At 74.0% G+C, this 22,129-nt stretch carries 17 protein-coding genes and 3 pseudogenes; 15 read left to right on the top strand and 5 right to left on the bottom strand.

Annotation, left to right across the window (positions count from 1 at the left end):
• The first annotated feature begins 29 nt into the window (after positions 1–29).
• The 15 genes and pseudogenes from ACFPIH_RS46235 to ACFPIH_RS46165 form a co-directional block, all read left to right on the top strand.
• The gene (locus tag ACFPIH_RS46235) at positions 30–1,103 is read left to right on the top strand and encodes a 4'-phosphopantetheinyl transferase superfamily protein (protein ID WP_381170660.1); all 1,074 of its coding nucleotides are present in this window, start codon (positions 30–32) and stop codon (positions 1,101–1,103) included.
• 81 nt (positions 1,104–1,184) lie between these two features.
• A complete protein-coding gene (locus ACFPIH_RS46230) occupies positions 1,185–3,116 on the top strand; it encodes an HAD-IIIC family phosphatase (protein WP_381170745.1) in 1,932 nt (643 codons plus the stop codon).
• Positions 3,113–3,415, top strand: a complete 303-nt coding sequence (locus tag ACFPIH_RS46225; protein WP_381170662.1) for a DUF6059 family protein — start codon at positions 3,113–3,115, stop codon at positions 3,413–3,415. Before ACFPIH_RS46230 ends, ACFPIH_RS46225 begins: the two co-directional genes overlap by 4 nt.
• Positions 3,416–3,495: 80 nt before the next feature.
• A complete protein-coding gene (locus ACFPIH_RS46220) occupies positions 3,496–5,265 on the top strand; it encodes a fatty acyl-AMP ligase (protein WP_381170664.1) in 1,770 nt (589 codons plus the stop codon).
• 3 nt (positions 5,266–5,268) lie between these two features.
• Positions 5,269–7,032, top strand: coding sequence for an acyl-CoA dehydrogenase family protein (locus ACFPIH_RS46215; RefSeq protein ID WP_381170666.1), 1,764 nt, complete (start codon positions 5,269–5,271; stop codon positions 7,030–7,032).
• Positions 7,026–8,792: an acyl-CoA dehydrogenase gene (locus ACFPIH_RS46210; protein WP_381170668.1), complete on the top strand. Its 1,767-nt coding sequence runs from the start codon at positions 7,026–7,028 to the stop codon at positions 8,790–8,792. Before ACFPIH_RS46215 ends, ACFPIH_RS46210 begins: the two co-directional genes overlap by 7 nt.
• Positions 8,793–8,817: 25 nt before the next feature.
• On the top strand, positions 8,818–9,126 hold the full coding sequence (locus ACFPIH_RS46205; RefSeq protein ID WP_381170670.1) for an acyl carrier protein: 309 nt from the start codon (positions 8,818–8,820) through the stop codon (positions 9,124–9,126).
• Positions 9,123–12,122 carry a type I polyketide synthase gene (locus ACFPIH_RS46200; RefSeq protein ID WP_381170672.1) on the top strand — a complete coding sequence of 1,000 codons (3,000 nt, stop codon included), beginning with the start codon at positions 9,123–9,125 and terminating at the stop codon, positions 12,120–12,122. Before ACFPIH_RS46205 ends, ACFPIH_RS46200 begins: the two co-directional genes overlap by 4 nt.
• Positions 12,123–12,134: 12 nt before the next feature.
• Positions 12,135–13,157 carry a 3-oxoacyl-ACP synthase III family protein gene (locus ACFPIH_RS46195; RefSeq protein WP_381170674.1) on the top strand — a complete coding sequence of 341 codons (1,023 nt, stop codon included), beginning with the start codon at positions 12,135–12,137 and terminating at the stop codon, positions 13,155–13,157.
• A 15-nt stretch (positions 13,158–13,172) separates the two neighbouring features.
• Positions 13,173–13,400 (top strand): acyl carrier protein, encoded by a 228-nt coding sequence (locus tag ACFPIH_RS46190; protein ID WP_381170676.1) that lies wholly within the window; start codon positions 13,173–13,175, stop codon positions 13,398–13,400.
• The gene (locus tag ACFPIH_RS46185; RefSeq protein WP_381170678.1) at positions 13,397–14,233 is read left to right on the top strand and encodes a 2-oxo acid dehydrogenase subunit E2; all 837 of its coding nucleotides are present in this window, start codon (positions 13,397–13,399) and stop codon (positions 14,231–14,233) included. Before ACFPIH_RS46190 ends, ACFPIH_RS46185 begins: the two co-directional genes overlap by 4 nt.
• Entirely contained in the window at positions 14,166–15,047 is an 882-nt protein-coding gene (locus tag ACFPIH_RS46180; protein ID WP_381170680.1) for a 4'-phosphopantetheinyl transferase family protein, read from the top strand. The genes ACFPIH_RS46185 and ACFPIH_RS46180 overlap by 68 nt, the downstream gene beginning before the upstream one ends.
• A gap of 362 nt (positions 15,048–15,409) precedes the next feature.
• Complete coding sequence (locus tag ACFPIH_RS46175) at positions 15,410–16,489, top strand: alpha/beta fold hydrolase (RefSeq protein WP_381170682.1); 1,080 nt, start codon at positions 15,410–15,412, stop codon at positions 16,487–16,489.
• 98 nt (positions 16,490–16,587) lie between these two features.
• A complete protein-coding gene (locus ACFPIH_RS46170) occupies positions 16,588–16,851 on the top strand; it encodes a hypothetical protein (RefSeq protein WP_381170684.1) in 264 nt (87 codons plus the stop codon).
• Positions 16,852–16,853: 2 nt separating this feature from the next.
• Positions 16,854–17,210, top strand: a pseudogene (locus ACFPIH_RS46165) (alpha/beta fold hydrolase); the annotation flags it as partial.
• Here ACFPIH_RS46165 and ACFPIH_RS46160 read toward each other — a convergent pair.
• From ACFPIH_RS46160 to ACFPIH_RS46140, 5 genes and pseudogenes are all read right to left on the bottom strand, one after another.
• A pseudogene (locus ACFPIH_RS46160) lies at positions 17,189–17,434 on the bottom strand (DNA glycosylase AlkZ-like family protein); the annotation flags it as partial. The pseudogenes ACFPIH_RS46165 and ACFPIH_RS46160 sit on opposite strands and share 22 nt — an antisense overlap.
• 33 nt (positions 17,435–17,467) lie before the next feature.
• The gene (locus ACFPIH_RS46155; RefSeq protein WP_381170686.1) at positions 17,468–20,158 is read right to left on the bottom strand and encodes an AfsR/SARP family transcriptional regulator; all 2,691 of its coding nucleotides are present in this window, start codon (positions 20,156–20,158) and stop codon (positions 17,468–17,470) included.
• Between the two features lie 48 nt (positions 20,159–20,206).
• Positions 20,207–21,154, bottom strand: a complete 948-nt coding sequence (locus ACFPIH_RS46150) for an AfsA-related hotdog domain-containing protein (RefSeq protein ID WP_381170688.1) — start codon at positions 21,152–21,154, stop codon at positions 20,207–20,209.
• Between the two features lie 159 nt (positions 21,155–21,313).
• Positions 21,314–21,634 carry a ferredoxin gene (gene fdxA, locus ACFPIH_RS46145; protein ID WP_381170690.1) on the bottom strand — a complete coding sequence of 107 codons (321 nt, stop codon included), beginning with the start codon at positions 21,632–21,634 and terminating at the stop codon, positions 21,314–21,316.
• Positions 21,635–21,665: 31 nt separating this feature from the next.
• Positions 21,666–22,129: pseudogene (locus tag ACFPIH_RS46140) on the bottom strand (2-oxoacid:ferredoxin oxidoreductase subunit beta); the annotation flags it as partial.

The raw sequence follows: 22,129 nt of genomic DNA, 5'->3' as shown, positions 1-22,129 counted from the left end.
TCATCTCGGAAAGCGGCGCAGTGTATTCCGTGGAGATCTCGTGGGCGCGCCTCGGCGACGCCCACGACCGTCTGCTGAATCTCCTGGACCCCGTCGAACGCGCCCGCCACGACGCGACCGTCTCCCCGGCCGAGCGGGGTCGTTTCCTCGTCGGTGTCGCCCTCAGCCGAGTGCTCCTCGCCGAGCGGCTCGGCGTACCCCCGGCCGGCGTACCGCTGCGGCGCGTGTGCCCGCACTGCGGCGGCCCGCACGGCAAGCCGCGCCTGGCCGTGCCCTCCCCCTACGGCTTCTCCGTCACCCACAGCGGTGAGCTGATCGGCGTCGCGCTCTGCGAGGGCGCCGAGGTCGGCCTCGACGTGGAGGACGCCGACGCGCCCCTCGATGTGGAGGCCGCCGCCCGCACCGCCCTCTCCGCCGCCGAACTCGCCGCCCTGCACAGCCGCCCGCCCGCCGAGCGCCGGGCGGCGTTCCTGCGTACCTGGACCCGGAAGGAAGCGGTACTCAAGGCACTGGGCGTGGGCCTGCGGGTGCCGTTGCGTGAACTGGAACTCGCCCCACCCGACCAGCCCCCGGCGGTCGTGTCCTGGCCGGACCAACTCGCCCCACGGCCTGGGCCGGCGGTGCCTTCCCGGCCTGGGCTGGCGGTGCCTTCCCGGCCCGTGCCGGCGGAGCCCTCCGGGGCCGGGCAACCCGCCTCCGGGCCGGCGTCGGCGGGGCCTTCGGGGCCGGTGTCGGCGGCGCCTTCCGGGTCCGGGCAGGCGGGGTCCTCCGGGCCGGTGTCGGCGGGGCCTTCCGAGTCTGGGTCGGCGGGGTCCTCCAGGCCAGGCCGGGCCGCTTCCTCCGGGCCCGCGTCGGCGGTGCCTTCCCGGCCCGTGCCGGCTGTACCTTCCCCGCCCGTGTCGGCGGCGCCCTCCGGGGCCGGGCGGCCCGCCTCCGGGCCGGCGTCGGCGGGGCCTTCCGGGTCTGGGTCGGCGGGGTCCTCCGGGCCCAGGTTGGGCATCGCCGATCTCGCCGTCGGCGGGGTGCATCCCGGGGCGGTGGCTGTGATGGGGGCGGGGGGTGTGCGGGTCGTGGAGCGGAGCGGCTCGCGGCTACTTCAGTAAATTTCCAGCTCGCTCAAGGGCGCCTTAAGTCCCGGCCCGCAGTCTCGGTCCGGATCGGCGACTTCAGCGAATGGAGACATGATGGCCACGGTTGTCAGCACCGCCGTGGGCGAGCGGACCGGACCGCTGGACCGGCTGCGCGCCCTCCATGCCGAAGGACGCCTCGCCGGCGCGTACGACGAGGTGCCAGGGCTGCTGTCCGAGATCGCGGGGACGGGTGACCCCGCCGGGCCGCCCGCGGCGGATCTGAGCCGGGCCGGGCAGCTTCTCGCCCGCCTCGACCCGCAGGAGGTGCTGCGCGCGTACCCCGGTACCGAGACGTTCACCGTCGCGGTCACCGGACACTCCGTCCTGAACGCGCTCACCGCCCCGCTGACCGCCCAACTCGCCAGGCACGGGCTGCTGTTGAGGCTGCACGAGGGCGACTACGACTCCTGGCGGCGCGACCTCCAGGACACCGGCAGCGAGGTGTACACCTCGGGCGCCGACGCCGTGCTGTGCGTGCTGGACGCGGACATCGTGTTCGACGAGCTGCCGCATCCCTGGCTGGTGGAGGACGTGGAGCGGGTCGCCGAGGGCAAGCTGGCGCTCGTGCGGTCCCTCGCCGAGCGGTATGTGGCGCACGGCGCCGGGACGCTCGTACTCAACACCGTGCCCCTGCTGCGGAGTCAGGCGCGGCGGCTGGTCGACGCCCGGTCGCGGGCCCGGCTCGGGGTCGTGTGGCGGGAGTTCAACGCGGGGCTGCTCGAGCTGGCCGCCGAGCACGATCGGGTGCATGTCGTGGACCTCGATCCGCTGGTCGCCTCCTGCGGGCCGGTCAACGAGCCCCGGCTCGCCGCCTACGCCAAGGCCCGGCTGGGGGAGGAACTTCTCGCCTGTTACGCGCGGGAGGCCGGGCATCTGGCCCGCTCCCTGCGTGGCCGGACCAAGAAGGTGCTGGTCGTCGACCTGGACAACACCCTGTGGGACGGCATCCTCGGCGACGACGGCCCCGAGGGCATCGCCGCCGCCACGACCTACCGGGGCGAGGCGTTCGGACGGTTCCAGAAGGCCGTCGGCCAGATCGGGGCACAGGGCGTCCTGCTCGCCGTATGCAGCAAGAACGACCTCGAGCCGGTGCGGTCAGTGTTGCGCGAGCATCCGGACATGGCGTTGCGCGAGGGCGACTTCGTGCAGGTCGTCGCCAACTGGGAGCCCAAGGACCGCAATCTGGCGGAGATCGCGCGGCGGCTCAACCTCGGCGTGGACAGCTTCGTGTTCGCCGACGACTCGCCGTTCGAGTGCGGTCTGGTGGCCCGCAACCTGCCCGGGGTGGCCGTGGTCCGGCTCGACGAGGAGCCCGCGCTGCACATCGAACGGCTGCTCGCCGACGGCTGGTTCGACGTCCGGGAGCTGACCGCCGAGGACCGCGCCCGCGCCACCCAGTACCGCACCGACGCGGCCCGCCAGGACCTCATGGAGAGCGCGGGCTCGATGGAGGAGTACCTCGCGGAGCTGGGCGTCGAGGTCAGCCTCTCGTCCGTTCGGGATCACGAGATCGCGCGGGTTTCCCAGGTCACCCTGCGGACCAACCAGTTCAACCTCACCACCGAGCGGCTCCAGCAGGCCGACGTCCGGGAGCGCAGGGACTCCGCCGAGGGTGCGGTGCTCGCGATCCGCTCCGCCGACCGGTTCGGGGACAACGGGCTGGTCGGGGCCGTCATCATCAGCGGTACGGGCGGGAGCTGGCACATCGACAACATGCTGCTCAGCTGCCGGGTCTTCGCCCGGGGCATCGAACAGGCCTGTCTCGCCGCCGTGTTGGGCGCGGCGCACGACGCCGGGGCGCCCGCCGTGACCGCCCGCTACCGGCCCACCGCCAAGAACCACAAGGTGCGCGGGCTGTACCCGTCCGTGGGGTTCGCGGAGACCGGCGAGGACGCCGACGGCACGGTGTCGTTCCGGCACGACCTGGCCGCGGAGCGGCTGCCGGAGCGGCCGGCGCACGTCCGGCTGACGGCGGACCTGGGGTGAGCAAGGCCGTGCGGCGGCTGGCGCGGCGGGTCTGGCGGGGCGTCGTCACGTTCTTCGTGGACGGGTTCGGCGCGCTCGCCGTCATCTTCGGCATGGTCCCGCCGGCGACGGTGGACCAGGCGAAGGACTGGTGGCTGCGGGACGACGACCGGAAGACCCCGGTGACCCCGGTGCCGCTCGACGCACCCCCGCCCGCCCATCCCGAACGGCTGGCCGCCCATGTGCCGCTCTCGCCGGACGAGCGGGAGCTGTGGGCGCAGCTCAGAGGGCTTCAGGAGGAGCCGCAAGACGGCCTTTAGAGGCTGCTCCGACGATCGGCACGGACCACGGACCGGACGAACAGACCGGACGACAACAGGCGAGGCGAGGGAGAGAGACGGTGGCGGAATTCGGTTCATTCGCGGAGCTCGTGCTTGCGCGGTCGGACCAGCGGGGCGACGCGGACGCGTTCGTGTTCCTCGCGGACGGGGTGCGGGGCAAGGAGGCCGAGCGGCTGCCGTACCTGGACCTGGACCGCGCGGCCAAGGACATCGCGTCCTGGCTCCAGGAACGCGGCCTGGCGGGACACCAGGTGCTGCTGCTGTACCCGTCCGGGCTCGACTTCGTGAAGGCGTTCGTGGGCTGCCTCTACGCGGGCGCCGTCGCGGTGCCGGCGCCGCTGCCCTCCGAGCAGGGCCAGCACTTCCGGCGGGTCTCCGGGATCGTCCGCGACGCCCGGGTCGGCGCGGTGCTGACGCTCGGCGAGCACGCCCCGGAGGTCGAGGCGTGGCTGGCGGCGGAGGGCTTCTCGGACGTGGCCTGTCTGCCGACGGACCAGGGACCGGTGGGTGATGTGGGGGCTTGGCGGGAGCCGCAACTCGGGCCCGAGCACCTGGCGTTCCTCCAGTACACCTCCGGCTCCACCAGCGCGCCCAAGGGCGTGATGGTCTCGCACGGCAACCTGCTCGCCAACGAGGCGGCCATCGCCCGCTCCACCGGCAACACCCCCGACACGGTGATCGGCGGCTGGCTGCCCTTCTACCACGACATGGGTCTGATCGGGCACATCCTCCAGCCGCTGTGGCTGGGCACCACCAGTGTGCTGATCCCGCCGGTGTCCTTCCTGCGCAAGCCGGTCCGCTGGATGGAGCTGGTCAGCGAGTACGGCGTCAACGCCAGCGGCGGCCCCAACTTCGCCTACGAGCTGTGCGTCCGCCGGATCACCGACGCCCAGCTGGAGGGCATCGACCTGTCGACCTGGCGTACCGCCTGCAACGGCGCCGAGCCGGTGCGGGCCGAGACCCTGAAGGCGTTCACCGAGCGCTTCGGTCCTTACGGCTTCCGGGCGGAGACGATGTTCCCCTGCTACGGCATGGCCGAGACGACGCTCCTGGTCACCGGCACCCCCAAGACCCGCGGCGCGCTGCTGCGCGAGGTGGACGCGGCGGGCCTCGAGCAGGGCTCGCTGGAGGGACCGTACCTGGGGGCCTCGCGCCGGTCCCTGGTCAGCAGCGGGGTGGCCCTCGCCGAGGACTTCGAGGTGCGGGTCGTCGACCCGGACACCCGCGTCGAGCGGCCCGCGGGCCGGGTCGGCGAGATCTGGGTGCGCGGCGCCAGCGTGGCCTCCGGCTACTGGGAGCGCCCCGAGGTGAACGCGGAGATCTTCGGCGCCCGCATCGAGGGCCAGGAGCAGCTCGGCGACTGGCTGCGCACCGGCGACATGGGCGTCCTGGACGGCGACGGCGAACTGTTCGTCACCGGCCGCCTCAAGGAGATGGTCCTGATCAACGGCCGCAACATCTACCCCTACGACGTGGAGAGCGCCGTACGCGCGCTGAACCCCGCGATCGGGGCGGGCGCCGTGTTCGCGGTCGACTCCGGCGGCCAGGAGCACCTGGTGGTGATCCACGAGATCCGGGCCGCCGCGGCGGGCGCGGACCTGAAGAGCATCGCGACGGAGATCCAGCGGCACATCGGTCTCGAGTTCGCCGTGCCGGCCGGCAATGTGCTGCTGGTGCGGCCGGGCACCGTGCGGCGCACCACCAGCGGCAAGATCCAGCGGACGCTGATGCGCAAACTGTTCCTGGAGGGTGCCGTCACCGCGCTGCACTCGGTGCTGGACCCGTCGGTGCGCTCGATGGTCGAGCCCGCTCCGGTTCCGGTGGGCTGAGCCATGGAACATCCTCCGTATCTCGCCGCGCAGGAGCTGGAGCTGCTGCTCGGCGACCCCGAGGACCCCGGTACCGCCTTCTCCCGCGCCCGCTGCCTGGAGCTGGACGAGGGCGAGGAGTTCCCGGCCGACCTCTGCCGGGTGCTGGAGCGATGGGGGCTCCAGGAGTACTACGTCCCCGTCGAGCACGGCGGCCGGCTCACCGACTACGAGACGATCATGCAGGTCATGCGGGTGGTGGCCCGGCGCGATCTGACCGTCGCCGTGGGGCACGGCAAGACCTACCTGGGCGGGGTGTGCGTCTGGATCGCCGGCACCCCCGAGCAGGCCCGCGGCCTCGCCGACGACATCCGGGCGGGTCTCCCCGTCTCGCTGGCGCTCACCGAGCGCGCCCACGGCAGCGACCTGCTCGCCGGGGAGGTGAGCGGGGAGCCGGACGGGTCGGGCGGCTGGCGGATCACCGGGGAGAAGTGGCTGATCAACAACGCCACCCGGGGCAGTCTGCTGTCCGTCCTGGCCCGGACCGGCGAGGACGGCGGGCCGCGCGGCTTCACCGTGCTCCTGGTCGACAAGCGGCGGCTCGCCGCCGGCGACCACTACCGTCACCTGGACAAGATCCGCACCCATGGCATCCGGGGCGCCGACATCAGCGGCATCGCCTTCGACGGCGCCCCGGTGCCCGCGGACGCGGCGGTCGGCGGCGAGGGCGGTGGCGTGGAGACCGTCCTCAAGGCACTCCAGCTCACCCGCACCATGTGCGCCTCGCTGTCCCTGGGCGCCGCCGACCACGCGCTGTCCCTCGCCCTGGACTTCGCCGAGCGGCGCGAGCTGTTCGGACGGCATCTGGTGGACCTGCCGCAGGCCCGGCACACGCTGGCCTGCGCGGCGGCGGACGTGCTGGCCGGGGAGGCGCTCGCCACGGTCGCCGCCCGGTCGGTGCACACCGTCACCGAGGAGCTGAGCATCGCGGCGGCGGTCACCAAGTACCTGGTGCCGACCGGGACGGAGACGGTCATCGCCGAACTGACCCGGCTGCTCGGGGCACGCGCCTTCCTCAAGGACGTACACGCGCGGGGCATGTTCCAGAAGGTCGACCGCGACCACCGCATCGTCGGCCTGTTCGACGGCAACACCCTGGTCAACCTCAACTCCCTGGTCAACCAGTTCCGTTCGCTGGCCCGGGGCTGGCAGCGCGGCACCGGCGACACCGACGGCGCCACCCGCGCCTTCGACCTGGCCGCCCCGCTGCCGCCGCTGGACCCGGCCCGGCTGTCCCTGGTCGCCCGGCGCGGCAGCGGCATCATGGCCACGCTGCCCGCCTCGGTGGCCGCCCTGCGCGCCGAGGCCACCCGGCGCCCGGAGCTCAAGTCCGCGCTGGGCCCGGCCGAGCGGCTGCTCGCGGTCACCGGCCGGGTCCACGAGGCGATGGACGCCTACCGCACCGTCGTCTCCGACGTCCCGCCCGCCGCGTTCGACGTCGCCCGCCGCTACAGCCTCTGCCTGGCCGGCGCCGCCTGCCTCGGCCTGTGGGCCCACAACCAGCGGGCCGCGGGCGAGGGGCGGACCGGGGCCCTGTGGCGCGAAGGGGTCTGGCTGTGGCCCGTCCTCGACCGGCTCCTCGTACGGCTCGGGGAACCGGCCGCCGGGGATCCCGACGCCTATCCGGCCCTCCTGGAGCGGCTGCGGGCCGCCCGGGAGACCGGAGAACTGTTCTCACTGCTCCCGCTGCGACTGGGCGGAGCCACACCCGAGGGGACGTCATGCTGAGTGATCCCGAGGTCCGGGGGCCGCACGGCACGGCAGACCCCGCCCACCGCACCGAGACCGCCGTCCAGGCGCGGATCGCCGAACTGGAGAGGCGGTTCGGTGATCCGGACGACCCCGCCAACCCGCTCGGCTCCACCGCACTGCTCGCCGCCGACGAGGCAGGGGAGCTGCCCGCCGCCGGGGAACGGCTGCTGGACGACCTGGTGCTCAACGCCGAGTTCGTGCCGGAGGAGTTCGGCGGACGGCTCGACCGCCTGGACACCCTCGTCCGCGTGATGCGGCAGGTGTTCCGGCGCGATGTGGCGCTCGGCCTCGGCTACGGCATCACGTCCTTCATGGCCGCCGCCAACGTGTGGACGGCCGGCAGCGAGGAGCAGCGGCGCAGGCTCGCCGGCCTGCTGCTGTCCGGCTCCAAGGTGTCCGTCGCCTACCACGAGCTGGCGCACGGCAACGACTTCGTGCGCAACGAGTTCCGGGCCGACCCGGCCGACGGCGGGTTCCGCCTCAACGGCCGCAAGGAGGTCATCAACAACGCCGACCGGGCCGCCGCCTACGCCCTGTTCAGCCGCACCGACGACAGCCCCGGCAGCCGCAGCCACTCCGTGCTGTTCGTCGAGCGCGACCAGCTCGACCGGGAGCGGTTCGCCGTACTGCCCCGCTACCCGGCCGTGGGGGTACGCGGCTGCCGGCTCTCCGGGCTCGACTTCACCGACTGCCCGGTACCGGAGTCCACCCTCGTCGGCGCGCGCGGACAGGGCGTCGAACTCGCCCTGCGCTCCTTCCAGATCACCCGCAGCGCGGTGCCGGGCATGGCGGTGGGCGCGCTGGACACCAGCCTCCGTACGGTGGTGCGGTTCGCACTGGGACGCAAGCTGTACCGCGGCTCGGTGATGGAGATCCCGCACGCCTCCGCCACCCTCTCCGGCGCCTTCCTCGACCTGCTGATCTGCGACAGCCTCGCCACCGTCGGCACCCGCGCGGTGCATCTGCTGCCCGACGAGACCAGCGTGTACGCGGCGGCCGTGAAGTACCTGGTGCCCAAGATGCTCACCGACACCATGTACGACCTGTCGATCGTGCTCGGGGCGCGGTTCTACGTCCGTGAGGGCGAGTTCGGCCTCTTCCAGAAGCATGTGCGCGACCTGCCCGTGCTCAGCCTCGGGCACGCAGGATCGGCGGCCTGCCAGGCCACGATCATCCCGCAGCTGTCCCGGCTCGCCCGGCGCGCCTGGTTCTCCGGCGACGAGGCCCCGGCGAGCCTGTTCCGCCCCCGTGAGGGGCTGCCCGGTCTGCCCTTCGGGGACCTCGCCCTGGCCAGCGGACGGGACAGCCTCAGCGCGTCGCTGGTCGCCGCCGCCGACTCCCTGCCCAGCGGCTCCCCCGAGGAACTCGCCGTACAGGCCCTGGTGATGCGGATGATCGACCAGCTCAGGCAGCTCCAGGAGGACAGCCTGCACCTCTCCCCGCAGGACCGCACCGCCCTCGCCAGCCCCGCCAGCTTCGCGCTTGCCGACCGCTACGCCGTGTTCCTCGCGGCGGCCTCCGTCCTCGGCGTCTGGCGCGGCGCGCAGGGAGGCGACGACCCCTTCCTCGCGGACCCGGCCTGGGTGGCCGCCGCACTGCACCGGCTCGCCCTGCGCCTCGGACAGCGCCCGGCGGACCTGCCGCCCGGCTGCGAGGGCCGGGTGCACGAGGAAGTGCTCCGGCGCTTCCACGAACGCCGCAGCTACGACCTCTACGACACCCCGCTGGCCGGCTGACGGCCGTCTCACCTAGGAGTCTCCCGTGTCTGTTCCCGCGACCGACCGCACCGCCGACACCCTGAACGCACGCCACACCGTCGAGTCGCTGAGCAGCTGGCTCGCCGACCGGATCGCCCTGTACCTCAAGCGGACCCCCACCGAGATCGTGCCCACCGTGCCGCTGGCCGAGTACGGACTGGACTCGGTGGCCGCGCTGAGCCTGTGCGGTGACATCGAGGAGGACTTCGACCTCGTCCTCGAACCCACCGTGGCCTGGGACTACCCGACGATCGAGGCGCTGGCCGAGCACCTCGTGGAGGAACTGCGCGCCATGGAGGGCGACAATCGATGAGGCCCGTCGCCATAGTCGGCATCGACTGCCGGTTCCCGGGGGCGCCCGACAGCGCCGCCTACTGGGACATGCTGATGCGCTCCGGCGACGGGGTGGACAAGGTGCCCGGCCAGCGCTGGGACGCCCGTGAGTTCCACTCGCCCGCCGGGGCCGAAGGACACTCCAACACCACCGAGGGCGGCTTCATCTCCGACCCGGACGCCTTCGACAACGAGTTCTTCACCGTCTCCCCGCGCGAGGCGGCGGCCATGGACCCGCAGCAGCGGCTGCTGCTCCAGTGCGCCTGGCGGGCCTTCGAGGACGCCGGGATCGCCCCGCAGCGCCTGGCGGGCACCTCCACCGGGGTGTTCGTCGGCATCATGGGCAACGAGTGGGCGCAGCTGCACATGACCGACTACGCGCGGGTCACCGCCCAGGTCGGCTCCGGCAACGGCTACTGCATGACCGCCAACCGGGTCTCCTACCACCTCGACCTCAAGGGCCCGAGCCTCGCGGTGGACACCGCCTGCTCGTCGTCGCTGGTCGCGGTCCACCTCGCCTGCAACGCCCTGCTGGCGGGGGAGTGCGACACCGCCATCGCCGCCGGCGTCAACGTGGCGCTCACCCCGGCCCTCGGCATCTTCTACACCCAGGCCGGGCTGTCCGCCCCCGACGGCCGCTGCAAGCCCTTCAGCGCCGACGCCGACGGCATCGGACGGGGGGAGGGAGTCGGGGCCGTGGTGCTGCGCCGCCTCGAGGACGCGGTCGCCGACGGGCAGCCCGTCTACGCGGTGATCCGGGGCACGGCCGTCAACCAGGACGGCCGCAGCAACGGCATCACCGCGCCCAACCGCTGGTCCCAGCAGGACGTGCTGGCCGCCGCCTACCGCCGGGCCGGCGTCGAGCCGTCCGACGTCACCTTCATGGAGGCGCACGGCACCGGCACCGTCCTCGGCGACATGATCGAGGCCAAGGCCCTCGGCCATCTGCACGCCGGCCGCTCCGGGCGCCCGCTGGCGGTCGGCTCGGTCAAGGGCAACATCGGGCACACCGAGGGCGCGGCCGGTATCGCCGGGCTCATCAAGGTCGCCCTGTCCCTGCACCACCGGGTGGTCCCCGCGAGCCGGTTCGCCGCCCGGGAGAACCCCGCCCTGAAACTCGCCCGGCAGGGGCTGCGGTTGCTGAAGGCCCCGCTGCGGCTGCGGTCGGGGCCGGCGATCGGCGGTCTGAGCAGCTTCGGCATGGGCGGCACCAACGCCCACGCAGTCCTGGAGTCCGCGCCCCCGCACGCCGTACGCCCGGAACGGTCAGCGGGCGGAGCCACCGGCCTCGGTACCGGCGTCTTCACCCTCACCGCCCCCTCGCTGGATGCTTTGCGCCGCAACCTCCTTGTCCAGGCCGACGCCGTACAGCGGCGCAGGGTGCCCGTCGGGCCGTTGTCCTGGAGCAGCAACCGCGCCAAGACGGGCCACCGCTACCGGTTCGCGCTGCCCGCCCAGGACACCGACGAGCTTGTCGCGGGGCTGAGGTCGGCCGCGGCCGACGACGACCTGCTGGCCCGGCTCGCCGCCCACCCCGCGGGCAAGCCGCAGGTGGCGCTGCTGTTCACCGGGCAGGGCTCGCAGTACCCGGGCATGACCGCCCGGCTCTACCAGGAGTCGCCCCTCTACCGGCGGTACCTGAACGAGGCGGACGCGGCCCTCGCCCCGCACACCGGGGGCTCGGTGCGCGAACTGCTGCTCACCGGCGACCCGGCCGTGCACCGCACCGGCTGGACCCAGCCCGCCCTGTTCGCCGTCGGCTACGCCCTCGCCGCCTCGCTGTCCGAACTCGGCGTCCCGCCCGCCCTGTTGCTCGGGCACAGCGTCGGCGAGTACGCGGCGGCGGTCCTCGCGGAGGTCCTGCCGCTGGAACAGGCGGCCCGGCTGATCGCCGCCCGGGGCGCGCTGATGCAGCGACTGCCGGAGGGCGGCGGGATGCTCGCCGTACGGGCCCCGGTCACGGACCTCGTCGAACTCGTCGACGCCGAACCCCTGGTCGGGATCGGCGCGGTCAACGGACCCAAGGCGACCGTGCTGTCCGGTGACTCGACCGCCCTCGGCCGGATCGAGGACAAGCTCGGCCGATGGGGCGTCAGGACCCGGCGCCTGGAGGTCTCGCACGCGTTCCACTCACCCCTGATGGAGCCGATCCTTGACCGGTTCGCGGCGCTCGCCGACGAGATCGGCGGCGGCGTCCCCAAGGTGCCGGTGTACTCCACCGTGCGCGGGCGGCTGCTCGAGGCCGAGCCGATGGACGCCAAGTACTGGACCGAGCACATCGCCGCGCCCGTGCTGTTCGGCGACGCGACGGCCCGCCTCCTGGAGGCCGGACCGACCCACCTCGTCGAGATCGGCCCGCGTCCCGTGCTCACCGGCATGGCACGCGCCCTGCGCTCCGCCGCCGGGCCCGGGGTGCACTCGGTGGCACCGGTGCCGGGGGAGGAGGCCGGCGGGCGGGAGTTCGCCGAGGCCGTCGCCGAGCTGTTCCGCAGCGGGCTCGACCCGCGCTGGGACGCCGTCTACCCGGAGGAGGAGCGCGTGCCCCAGCGGCTCGCGCCGTACGCCTTCTCCGCCGCCCACCGCTTCTGGGCCCGCGAGACTCCGGCGCGGGCGCAGGGGGCGGCCGGTCTGGGCGTCGTACCGGATCACCACCCGGAGGCCGCGGAGCCGCACGTGGTGCTCACGGCCGTACTGCCCTCCGTTGCCGAGGATCCGGCGGGCGACCCGGTGGCCCGCGCGGTGATCGAGGCCGTCGCGGAGGTCGGCGGATACGCGCCGGACGAGGTCTCCCGGCAGTCCCTGCTCTACGAGGACCTCGGCTTCGACTCCGTGATGATCATGGAGTTGAAGGACCGTCTCCAGGAGCGCCTGGACGGCCTGGAGGCGATGAGCGTCCAGGACCTCCTGCCCCGTCTCTCCTCCGTCGGCGACCTCGCCGACTACCTCCAGGACCGAGTGGGCACCGCCGTCGCCTAGGAAGGACACGACATGCAGACATCCGTCGCCCATCTCGCCGGGATCGGCACCGCGCTGCCCGGCGACCCCGTCGACAACGCGGCACTGGCCCGCACGCTCGGCGTCAACGAAGAGTGGATCGACGTGTTCATCGGCACCAGGACCCGGCACTTCGCCCGGGACCTGGAGACCGGTGAGGTGCGTTTCTCGCTCGCCGACCTGTGCGCCCGGGCCGCCGAGCAGGCGCTCACCGCGTCCGGACTCGCCCCGGACGAGATCGACTTCGTGGTCATGGGCACCGCCACCCCGGACCATCTGATGCCGGCCACCGTCAACCACGTCGCCGACCGGCTCGGCCTGGACCAGATCCCGACCTACCAGCTCCAGTCCGGCTGCGCGGGCGCCGTACAGGCCCTCCAGATGGGCCAGACGCTGGTGACCGGTGCCGGGCACCGGGCCGGTCTCGTCATCGGCGGGGACGTGTGCAGCAAGCACCTCGACCTCGCCCGGGACCTGTCCTCCGCCGCACCCAGCGACCTCGTCAACTACGTGCTGTTCGGCGACGGGGCGGGGGCCGCCGTGGTGACCGCCGAGCCGCGCGGCGAACGGCTCGCGCTGCGCGGGGTGCTCAACCGCTTCACCGGCCTGGGCCGCGAACCCGGCCAGGTCATCGACTGGTTCGGGCTCGCCGACCGGCACGAGGACCGGCAGGCGGTCCGCGAGGACTACAAGGCGATCGAGGAGTCCGTGCCGGTCATGGCCGTGGAGATCCTCTGGGAACTCCTGGAGGACCTCGACTGGGCGCCGGAGCAGGTCGACTTCCTGCTGCCGCCGCAGCTGTCCGGCCGGATGACCCGGAAGATCGCCGACGGTCTCGGACTGCCCGACGCCGTCGAGGTCTCCGTGGTCGCCGACACCGGCAACAACGGCAACGCCCTGCCCTTCCTCCAGCTGGAGGCGCTGCTGGGCAAGATCGGACACGGCCAGCGGGCGCTCGCGGTCGCCGTCGAGTCCAGCAAGTGGATCAAGTCCGGTTTCGCGCTCGAAAAGGTCTGAGAGGTCTGAGGATCAATGGACACCATCGACGACTTCGTCCGGCTCGTCAGGGACGAGCTGGGCATGCCCCTGGAGGAGTACCAGGTCACCTCCGACCTGGACCAGCTCCCCGAATGGGACTCGCTGTACCTGCTGAAACTGGTCACCGCCCTGGAGGGGGCGACGGGCCGCCCGCTGCCGGTGGGCAGACTCCTTGAGGCGCGCAGTCTCGACGAGATCTACCGGCTGGCGGCGGGAACGTGACCGCTGTCCGCGTCCACCCGGAGCGGCGGCGCCGGCACACCCTCTACTTCCTGGAGCACGCCACCCGGCAGCGCCCCGTGCACCTCGACACCGACATCGACATGACCAGGATCGAGGCGCACCGGGGCGCCGCCCGGGAGGCCGGCCGGCGCTACTCGGTGGTCAGCTACCTCCTGCACGCCACCGGCCGGGTGCTGCACCGCCATCCGGAGGCCAACGCGGTACTGGCCCCCGGATGGCCCTTCGGCCTGCGCGGCCCCCGCACCCTCCGCTTCCCCGAGGTCACCGCCAAGCTGGCGCTGGACCGGACGGTGGAGGGGGAGCGGACCGTGCTCTCCGCGCTGCTGCCCGGCCTGGAGCGGGCGTCGCTGGAAGACATCCAGCAGCGGATCGAGCGCTACCGGGGGCCGGACACGGAGCGGCTGCCCGAGTTCCGGGGGGTCCGTCTCCTGGGCCGGCTGCCGGTTCCGCTCGGGCGGCTGGCCTTCGCCGCCGCCCTGCGGGACCCGGCCGCCCGCCCGGGCGTGTTCGGCACCGTGGCCGTCAGCTCGCTGGGCCACCGCCCGGTCGACGGCTTCCACTCCCACGGCGGCACCGCCGTCACCCTGTGCGCGGGGCGCGTCGTGGACCGGCCGGTCGTCCGGGACGGGCAGGTCGCCGTCGCCCCGGTCATGCGGCTGGGACTCACCTTCGACCACCGGGTCGTCGACGGCGCGACCGCCGCCGACGTACTCGGTGATCTCAAGCACGAATTGGAGGGCTTCGATGACGGTGCGAAGGAGGACGGCAACCAGCTCCTCCATCGGGGAGCCGGTCCGGATCTCCGGCCGTGACGGAGCCTGGGACCGGGTGCGCGCGGACCTGGAGGAGCACGCGGTCGCGGTCCTGCACGCCCGGCTCGCCGACTGGCGCCCTGACCGGGCGGGCGGCCCCCGGCTGCGCGCCCTCCTCGGCCGGGACTGGGACCGCTATCTGGAGATGACCCACCCGGACGTGCGGACCCGGTTCGCCGCGTCCCGGGTGCTGCTGAAGTTCGCCGCCGCGGTGGCGCTGCGGGTGCCCCCGCAGGCCGTCGAACTCGGGTACGGCCCCACCGGCCGCCCCTACCTGCGCGGCTACGACGCCGTCGACATCAGCCTCAGCCACACCGAGGACCTGCTGCTCATCGGGCTCACCACCAAGGGCCTGATCGGCGTGGACGCCGAACGCGCCGACCGCCCCCTCTACACGCGCGGGCTGCACCGCCATGTCTGCACCCCGCACGAACTGACCGTCCTGGAGCGGCTCCCGCCACAGCGGCGGGGCGCCGCTCTGGTGCGCATGTGGACCCTGAAGGAGGCCTACAGCAAGGCGATCGGGCAGGGACTGCGGTTCCGCTTCACCGACTTCGGCTTCAGCGGCGACGGCCGTCCGGCCCGGGTCCTCGCCCCCGACGGCGCCCCGGGCACGGGCGTCGAGTGGCAGTTCCGCACCTTCTCCGTGGGCGGCGGCTACGTCGTCAGCGTCGCGGTCAGCGACGCCGGCTTCGGCGACACCCGGGACACGGCGGCCGGCACGATGCTCGACCCGCACCTGGTCGCGGCGGTGGCGGAGGCGCTGGGCGAGGACGAGGACCTGGGGGAGGAAGCGGCGGCGCTGGACTGGTGAGGGACTGAGGGAGCCGTGCGGCGGTGCGCCGGCCCGAGCGGGGAGACCCGGCTCGGACCGGCGCACCGCCGTGCCCGCGGCCGGGGCCTGTCGGTGTGCGGGCGAGGCGTGTCGGCGTGCGTGGGGGGTCCGCCGTTGTGCGGGCGGATCCCGCCGTGCCCGAGGGCGGGGTCCGTCGGTGTGCGGGCCGGTGCCGTCGGTGTGCGGGTGGGTCCGGTGGGTGTACAGCGGGGCTTAAGGAGGGGCGGTCAGCATCGTCCGCAGGGCGGGCCGCCCGGGCGGGGACATCGTCCCCCGCTCCCCGGCCCGGGGGCCCGCCCGCCATCGCAGTGCAGCCCTCCCGGAGGAGACGCCGAACAGCCATGGACCACCTAGCAGAGCTCAAGGAGTTCGCGCGGCTGCACGCCCGCGGCCAGGGCATCAGCGAACGCCAGGTCGCCGCCGTACTGCCCCGGATCACCAACGACGAGCCGGGCCACCCCGCCTCCTGGGCCCGGGTGTGGACCGCCGAGGCCCAGCGGCAGGCCGTCGCGGGCCGCCCGCTCGAGGCCTGCCGCCGCTACGCCCTCGCCCGCTTCCCGTACCACGGCGACGACGACCGCCGGCGCGCCCAGGCCAACTGCGTACGGACCTTCGACGACTGGCGTCGCAGGCGGGGCGTCGAACGGCTGGTCCTCGACCACCCCGCCGGCGGCACGGTCGCCGCCTGGGCGAGCGGACTCGACCCCCGCCGCCGGCGCCCGCTGCTGCTGATCATGGGCGGCATCGTCAGCGTCAAGGAGCAGTGGGCACCGCTGCTGCCGAAGCTCGCCCGGCTGGGCTGGGCGGCGGTGGCCACGGAGATGCCGGGCGTCGGCGAGAACACGCTGCGCTACCGGGCCGACTCCTGGCGCCTGCTGCCCTTCCTGATGGACGAACTGGCCGACCGCGCCCGGGTGGCCGACACCTCGGTCCTCGGCCTCAGCTTCAGCGGCCACCTGGCGCTGCGCGCGGCGGCCGAGGACCGGCGGATCCGGTCCGTCCACACCGTCGGCGCGCCGGTCGCGGGGTTCTTCACCGACCCCGTGTGGTGGCCGCGGGTCCCCGGCATCACGGCCGACACGCTCGGCCGGCTCACGGGTACACGGGATGTTCATGAACTCCGCTCCCTGCTGGCGGACTTCGCGCTCGGCCCGGAGCTCCTGCGCGCCGTCGACATCCCGGTCGGATACGTCGTCAGCTCCCGGGACGAGATCATCCCGCCCACCGAGCGGCAGCTCCTCGGGTGCCTGCTGCCCCGGGTGCGGTTCAAGGAGTTCGACGACGTCCACGGCTCCCCGGCCCACCTGGGCGCGATGCGCAAGTGGCTGATCGGCTCGCTGCTGCGGGCGCGGCTGACGAACCGGGTGCGGGGCGGTGCCGACAGCGCTCCGCACCGGCCGTATGTGACCACCGCCGAATGAGAACCGGCCCGGGCGCGGTCGTGGGACCCCCCTTCGCCCCGCCGCGCCCGGGCCGCGCACCGCGCGTATCCCCGCACGCCGACCCAGAGGTGGCTGCCATGCCCTCCGCGAACACCCTCACCCCTTCGCCCTCCCCTTCCCCCGCCCCTTCCCCGGTCCAGGTGTTCGCCCCGTGGCGCGCCAGGACCTCCGCGCGGGTGCCGGCATGGCGCTCGCACATGTCGCTGGGCCTCGACCCGGAGCCGGACCCCGCCCCCGTGGAGGCCCCGCCCGCCCCGCCGGTCCCGTACGGCGTCGTCGAGTCCGCCCCGGTGCCGCACCGCCCCCTCTCCGACCCCCGCCCCACGCCGCAGGAGGCCTGACCGTGGCCGACACGCCCTTCACCGCCCGCTCGCCCTTCACCCCCAGCTGGCAGCCCGGCCGCCCCCGGCCCCGCGCGGTGGGCCGGAGCGAGGTCCGCGTCCGCACCCGTGAGCTGCACGGCTACCGCTTCGCCTACCGGATGGCGGGCAAGGGCGAGGCCGCCGTCGTACTGATCCACGGCATCGGGGACTCCTCCGCGACCTGGGCCGACGTCATCCCCGGCCTGGCCGCCCGGTACCGGGTCGTCGCCCCCGACCTGCTCGGCCACGGCGCGTCGGCGAAGCCCCGCGGCGACTACTCGCCCGGCGCCTACGCCAACGGCCTGCGGGACCTGCTCAGCGCCCTCGGCATCATCCGCATCAGGGTCGCCTTCACCACGGACCGCTCGGCGAACGCGGCGTCCAGCCCGGCCGGATCGAAGCCGGCGAGCCTGTTCCACAGCGCGAGATACGGTGAGGCCGGGTGCTGCGCCTGAAGGGCCACCACCCGCCGCACTCCGTCCACGACGGTCAACGGCTCCCGCGCCAAAAGCAGTTGCCGGCTGAGGGTGGCCCGGTTGAGTTCGCGCTCGGTGATCTTCACGGCACGGGATTCTGCCGCACCCGGCCCGGGGCGTTACGCCGCCCGAGTCGGGGTCGGGGCCGGTGTGCCGATGAGCCACATGCCGGGGCGGATCTCGACCGCGTTGGTGGTGGGGGTGTCCGGGGTGAGGCGGGCCGTGGTGCGGCGGACGTATTCCGTCCAGCGGCGGTCGCCGAGGCGTTCGGCGGCGCGGTGGCACTGGGTGAGGTGACGCAGGGCCGCCTGGGGCCGGCCGCGTCTCAGGCTGACGAGGGCGAGGCCGTTGAGGGCGGCCACCTCGCCCCGTACGTCGCCCTCGGGGGTGCAGACCGCCAGGGCGCGGCCGTAGCGGCGGGCCGCGGCGCCCAGGTGGTTCTGGCCGAGGAGGATGTCGGCCACCCCGATCCGGCAGCGTGCCGCCCCCACCCGGTCGCCGGCCGCGTCGAACGCGTGCATCGCCGCCGTGTGGTGCCGTACCGCCCGGTCGGCCTCGCGGCGCTGCCAGGCCAGGTCGCCCAGGGAGGAGAGGACCGCCGCCTCCGCCTCGGTGTTCCCGGCCCGGCGGGCGGCGTCCAGCGCCAGGTCGTGGGTTTCCTGCCAGTCGTCCCAGGCCGCACAGGCCTGGAAGTAACCGGCCGCGCTTCTCGCGAGCCGCCACACCAGCGGCCACAGTCCCGCCGCGTGCGTCTGGCGCACGGTCTCCACCAGGCCCGTCGCCTCCTCGCGGAACCAGCGCAGCGGGCTCGTCCCCACGATCGCGGCGGCATCCGGCACGAGCGGCCCGGCGGGGGAGTCGTCCGGGGTCCAGTCACGGCCCGGGGCGAGCCGGCGGTCGGCGTACCGGGCCAGGGCCGCGTAGGCCCGGCCCAGCCGCTCGACGGCCGCGCGCTGCGTGCGCGCGCTGTCCGGTACCCCGTCCACCTCGTCGGAGGACCGCAGTTCCGTGGCCAGTACCCGCAGGAGGGAGTGGAAGCCGTAGCGGACCGTGTGCCCGTTGCCGGAGCGGGCCTCCAGCAGCTGCGCGCGGACCAGTTCCTCGGCCGTCTCCTCCGCCGCCGAGGCCCCGGTGTCCAGCAGGGCCGCCGCGGTCCACCCCGCGAAGTCGGGCGCCTGGACCAGCGACAGCGCCCGGAAGGCTTGTCGCAACGACGGTGCGGCCTCCTGGTAGCCGGTCAGGAGGGTGGCGCGGAGGTCGAGGTCGCCCTCGCGCAGGACGCCCAGCCGGGTGCGTTCGTCGCGCAGCCGCCCCGCGAGCGCGGCCGGAGTGGTGTGCGGCCGAGCCGTCAGCGCCGCCGCGGCCACCCGCAGGGCCAGCGGGAAGCAGCCGCACAGCCGGGCGATCTCGGCCGCCGCCACCGGGTCCTCGGCCATACGCTCGCCACCCGCCGCGAACAGCAGCTCCACGGCCTCCTCCGGCCGTACCGCCTCCAGCTTCAGATGCTCCGCGCCCTCCAGGGCGGCCGGGCTGCGCCGGGAGGTCAGGATCACCGCGCCCTCCGCGCCGCACTGCAGCAGCGGCCGTATCTGTTCCTCCGAGGCCGCGTCGTCCAGCACCAGCAGCAGCCGGCGCCCGTGCAGGGCCCGCCGCAGCCGGTCCGTCAGCTCGGCCGGGTCGGTGAGCGGGGAGCCGCCGGGCGGATCGTCGGTGAGCCGCTGGAGCAGCACCGCCCCGGCCTGGGCGGCGGCCAGCGGACGGCCGTGCGGCCCGCGCAGGGAGATGAGCAGCTGCCCGTCCGGGAACGACCCGGCCGTCCGGTGCGCGAGGTGCAGGGCCAGCGCCGTCTTCCCGACCCCGGCGGGGCCGGACACGGCCAGCACCCGCATCGACCGCCCACCGGATGTCGTGCGCAACACCCGTTCCCCGTACGCCAGTTCCTCGTGCCGGCCGACGAAGGCGGGGGGCGCCGCGGGCAGCGCCGGCGGCCGTGCGCCGGCGGTGGCGGGGGCCGGCTCCCGGGCGATCCGCGCCGCAGCCGTCGTCGGCGTACCGGCCGCGGCCCGCGAGTCACGCCAGTCCAGGGCCGGATCCCGGCGCAGAACGCGTTCGTGCAGCCGGGCCAGGCCAGGGCCCGGCTCGACGCCGAGTTCCTCCACCAGGGAGTGGCGCAGCCTGCCGTACGCGCGCAGGGCGTCGGAGCCGCGGCCCGTCCGGTACAGGGCCACCATGAGATGCCCGTGCAGGGTCTCCCGCAGCGGGTGCTCGTTGGCCAGGGCCAGCAGTTCACCGGCGAGTTCCTGGTGCCGGCCGAGCCGCAGGTCGGCGACGATCCGCTGCTCCAGGACCTCCATCCGCAGCTCGTCGAGCCGGATCGCGGCCGACTCCAGCCGTACGCCGTGCGGGATGCCCGCCAGGGCCGGCCCGCTCCACAGCGCGAGCGCCTCGTGCAGCAGCGCCGACGCGCCGGTGAAGTCCTTCTCCTGGAACGCCGTCCGGCCCTCGGCCCGCAGCCGCTCGAAGCACGGCAGGTCGAACTCCCGTTCCGGCACCTGGATGAGATACCCCGGCGCCCGGGTCAGCAGCTCACCGGAGGGCCCCGCGAGTATCTTGCGCAGCTGGGACACGTACACCTGGAGCGTGGTGGTGGCGGTGCGCGGCGGCTGCGTCCCCCACAGCTCGTCGATCAGGCTGTGCACCGGGACCACCTCGCCCGCCTGCACCAGCAGGGTGGCGAGCAGCGCGCGCGGCTTCGCCGCGGACGGCGTGAGGGGCGACAGACCGACCGGCCCCAGTACCCGGAAACGCATGACAGGCTCCCTAATGACGGCAGTGCGGAGTGCGGAGTGAGGCGGGATTCAGCAGTCCTGGAGCAGGGTCGCCGAGGCGGTGCACAGCACCCGGCTGCCCTGGCTGAAGGCGAGCCGGGTGCGGACACTGGGGCGGCCCGCGCCGTCACGGACCGGGTCCTGCGCGGTGACCGTGCAGGTCAGCGGAAGGTCGGCGTCCCCGAAGCCACGGAAGGAGCCCCACCACCGGGTCAGCACGGCGTGCGAGGGCCGCAGCCCGTGCAGCTCCGCCGCGACGAGCAGCGAAGCCTGCCGGGACGCCTCCACGAACACCGGGCCCGGCACATGGTCGGCGGGACCCGCCGCGAACACCTCATGGCCGGGCGCGCACTCCACGGGCAGCACGAACTCCCCGTGCGGCGCCCGCAACGGGGCCCCCACGACGACGTTGCGGGCACTGCCGCGCCCGACCGACTCGGGCGCCACCGCACTCCGCAGCTCCGGCTCCCCGGCCGGCACGGTGCCGCGCAGGCTCTCCTGACGGCCGCGTTCGCGGTGCGACCGGTACACCCCCGGCATCAGGAACTGCAGCCGCGCGGCGGCGCTCCCGCAGCTCACACCGTCGATCGCCACCCCGCCCCGGCAGTCGAGGCCACGGGGGATCCCGGCGACCACGTCCAGCGGTGTCAGCGTGACGTCCAGCGTGATGTGCGCGGTACGGGCGCCGCGCCGCCACGGGGCGGGGTCGAGCACCTCGAGCCCGCTGGAGACGAAGACCGCGGGGCGCTCGACGGGCACCCGGAAGTACTGGTGGGCGACGAAGTGCGTGGCCTGGCGCAGGGTCTCCGCCACGAAGAGCAGATCGTGGAAGGTGCCCGGCCCGTCGTTGAACGTGCCGTGACCGGCGGGCAGTTCGGCCGAGAGCGCGAAGTGCTGCTCCACCGGCGCGGTGGCGTCCAGCAGAAAACCCTCCGGGGTGGCGGGTCTGTGCAGCAGGTGGAGCGGTGCGATGTCCATCAGAACTCCTTAACGCCACAGGGCGGCGGCGAAAGGATTCCGCCACCGCCTCCACGGTGTCCCTTACCACTGGTATCGGCCTGAATCCGCTCTGTACTTGCCCTGGAACGGGACTGGACCACGGCAGGACCACGACGGCATTCGGCCGCGCGCGACGCTCTACGCGAGTTGGGCGGTCTGCGCCGAGACCACGGGGTGGTCGGCCGCGAGCGGCCCCGTCGCGCTCGCCCCGCCCGGCGAACCGAGCTCCGCGAACACCTCGGTGTCCGCCTTCCGGTAGTCGCCCCACTCGGCCGGGAGGTCGTCCTCGAAGAAGATCGCCTCCGTCGGGCAGACGGGTTCGCAGGCACCGCAGTCGACGCATTCGTCGGGCTGGATGTAGAGCTTGCGCGGGCCCTCGTAGATGCAGTCGACCGGGCACTCGTCGAGACACGCCCGGTCCTTGACGTCCACACAGGGCTGAGCGATCACGTACGCCATGGCGTTCCTTCCGGAGGTAGGGAGCGGCGGGTCAGCCGACGACGGTCCAGGTGTCCCCGCCGGCGAGCAGCGCGGCCAGGTCCCCCTTGCCGTGCTGTTCCACGGCCGTGTCGAGCTGCTCGGCCATCTGCGCGTCGTAGACGGGCCGTCGTACGTCGCGGAAGACGCCGATGGGCGTGTGGGTGAGGGTGCCGGGGTCGGCGAGCCGGGAGAGTGCGAAGGCGGTGGTGGGGGAGGGGGTGTGCGCGTCGTGGACCAGGATGTCGGGGTCGTCGCCGGGGACGATCCGTAGGTCGCCGGTGGCGGGATCGCGTGCGACGCCTTTCGCGCTGTCGGCGCCGAAGCGGATGGGCTGCCCGTGCTCCAGCCGGATGACTGCTTCTTCGGCGGTTTCGCGGTTTTTGAGGGTGTCGAAGGCGCCGTCGTTGAAGATGTTGCAGTTCTGGTAGATCTCGACGAGTGCGGTGCCGGGGTGGGCGGCGGCCTGGCGGAGGA

It is taken from the genome of Streptomyces vulcanius (genome assembly GCF_042653945.1).
Taxonomy (GTDB): domain Bacteria; phylum Actinomycetota; class Actinomycetes; order Streptomycetales; family Streptomycetaceae; genus Streptomyces; species Streptomyces mangrovi.
Note: the sequence above shows the minus strand (reverse complement) of the source record. Positions and strands in the feature narration are given on the sequence as shown.

Bases quoted from the DNA above. Each gene is read 5' to 3' on its own strand.
- ACFPIH_RS46230 (WP_381170745.1), top strand. From the start codon at position 1,185: ATGGCCACGGTTGTCAGCACCGCCGTGGGCGAGCGGACCGGACCGCTG.
- ACFPIH_RS46210 (WP_381170668.1), top strand. From the start codon at position 7,026: ATGCTGAGTGATCCCGAGGTCCGGGGGCCGCACGGCACGGCAGACCCC.
- fdxA (WP_381170690.1), bottom strand. From the start codon at position 21,634: ATGGCGTACGTGATCGCTCAGCCCTGTGTGGACGTCAAGGACCGGGCG.
- ACFPIH_RS46170 (WP_381170684.1), top strand. From the start codon at position 16,588: ATGCCCTCCGCGAACACCCTCACCCCTTCGCCCTCCCCTTCCCCCGCC.
- ACFPIH_RS46195 (WP_381170674.1), top strand. From the start codon at position 12,135: ATGCAGACATCCGTCGCCCATCTCGCCGGGATCGGCACCGCGCTGCCC.
- ACFPIH_RS46200 (WP_381170672.1), top strand. From the start codon at position 9,123: ATGAGGCCCGTCGCCATAGTCGGCATCGACTGCCGGTTCCCGGGGGCG.
- ACFPIH_RS46180 (WP_381170680.1), top strand. From the start codon at position 14,166: ATGACGGTGCGAAGGAGGACGGCAACCAGCTCCTCCATCGGGGAGCCG.
- ACFPIH_RS46215 (WP_381170666.1), top strand. From the start codon at position 5,269: ATGGAACATCCTCCGTATCTCGCCGCGCAGGAGCTGGAGCTGCTGCTC.
- ACFPIH_RS46190 (WP_381170676.1), top strand. From the start codon at position 13,173: ATGGACACCATCGACGACTTCGTCCGGCTCGTCAGGGACGAGCTGGGC.
- ACFPIH_RS46155 (WP_381170686.1), bottom strand. From the start codon at position 20,158: ATGCGTTTCCGGGTACTGGGGCCGGTCGGTCTGTCGCCCCTCACGCCG.
- ACFPIH_RS46175 (WP_381170682.1), top strand. From the start codon at position 15,410: ATGGACCACCTAGCAGAGCTCAAGGAGTTCGCGCGGCTGCACGCCCGC.
- ACFPIH_RS46150 (WP_381170688.1), bottom strand. From the start codon at position 21,154: ATGGACATCGCACCGCTCCACCTGCTGCACAGACCCGCCACCCCGGAG.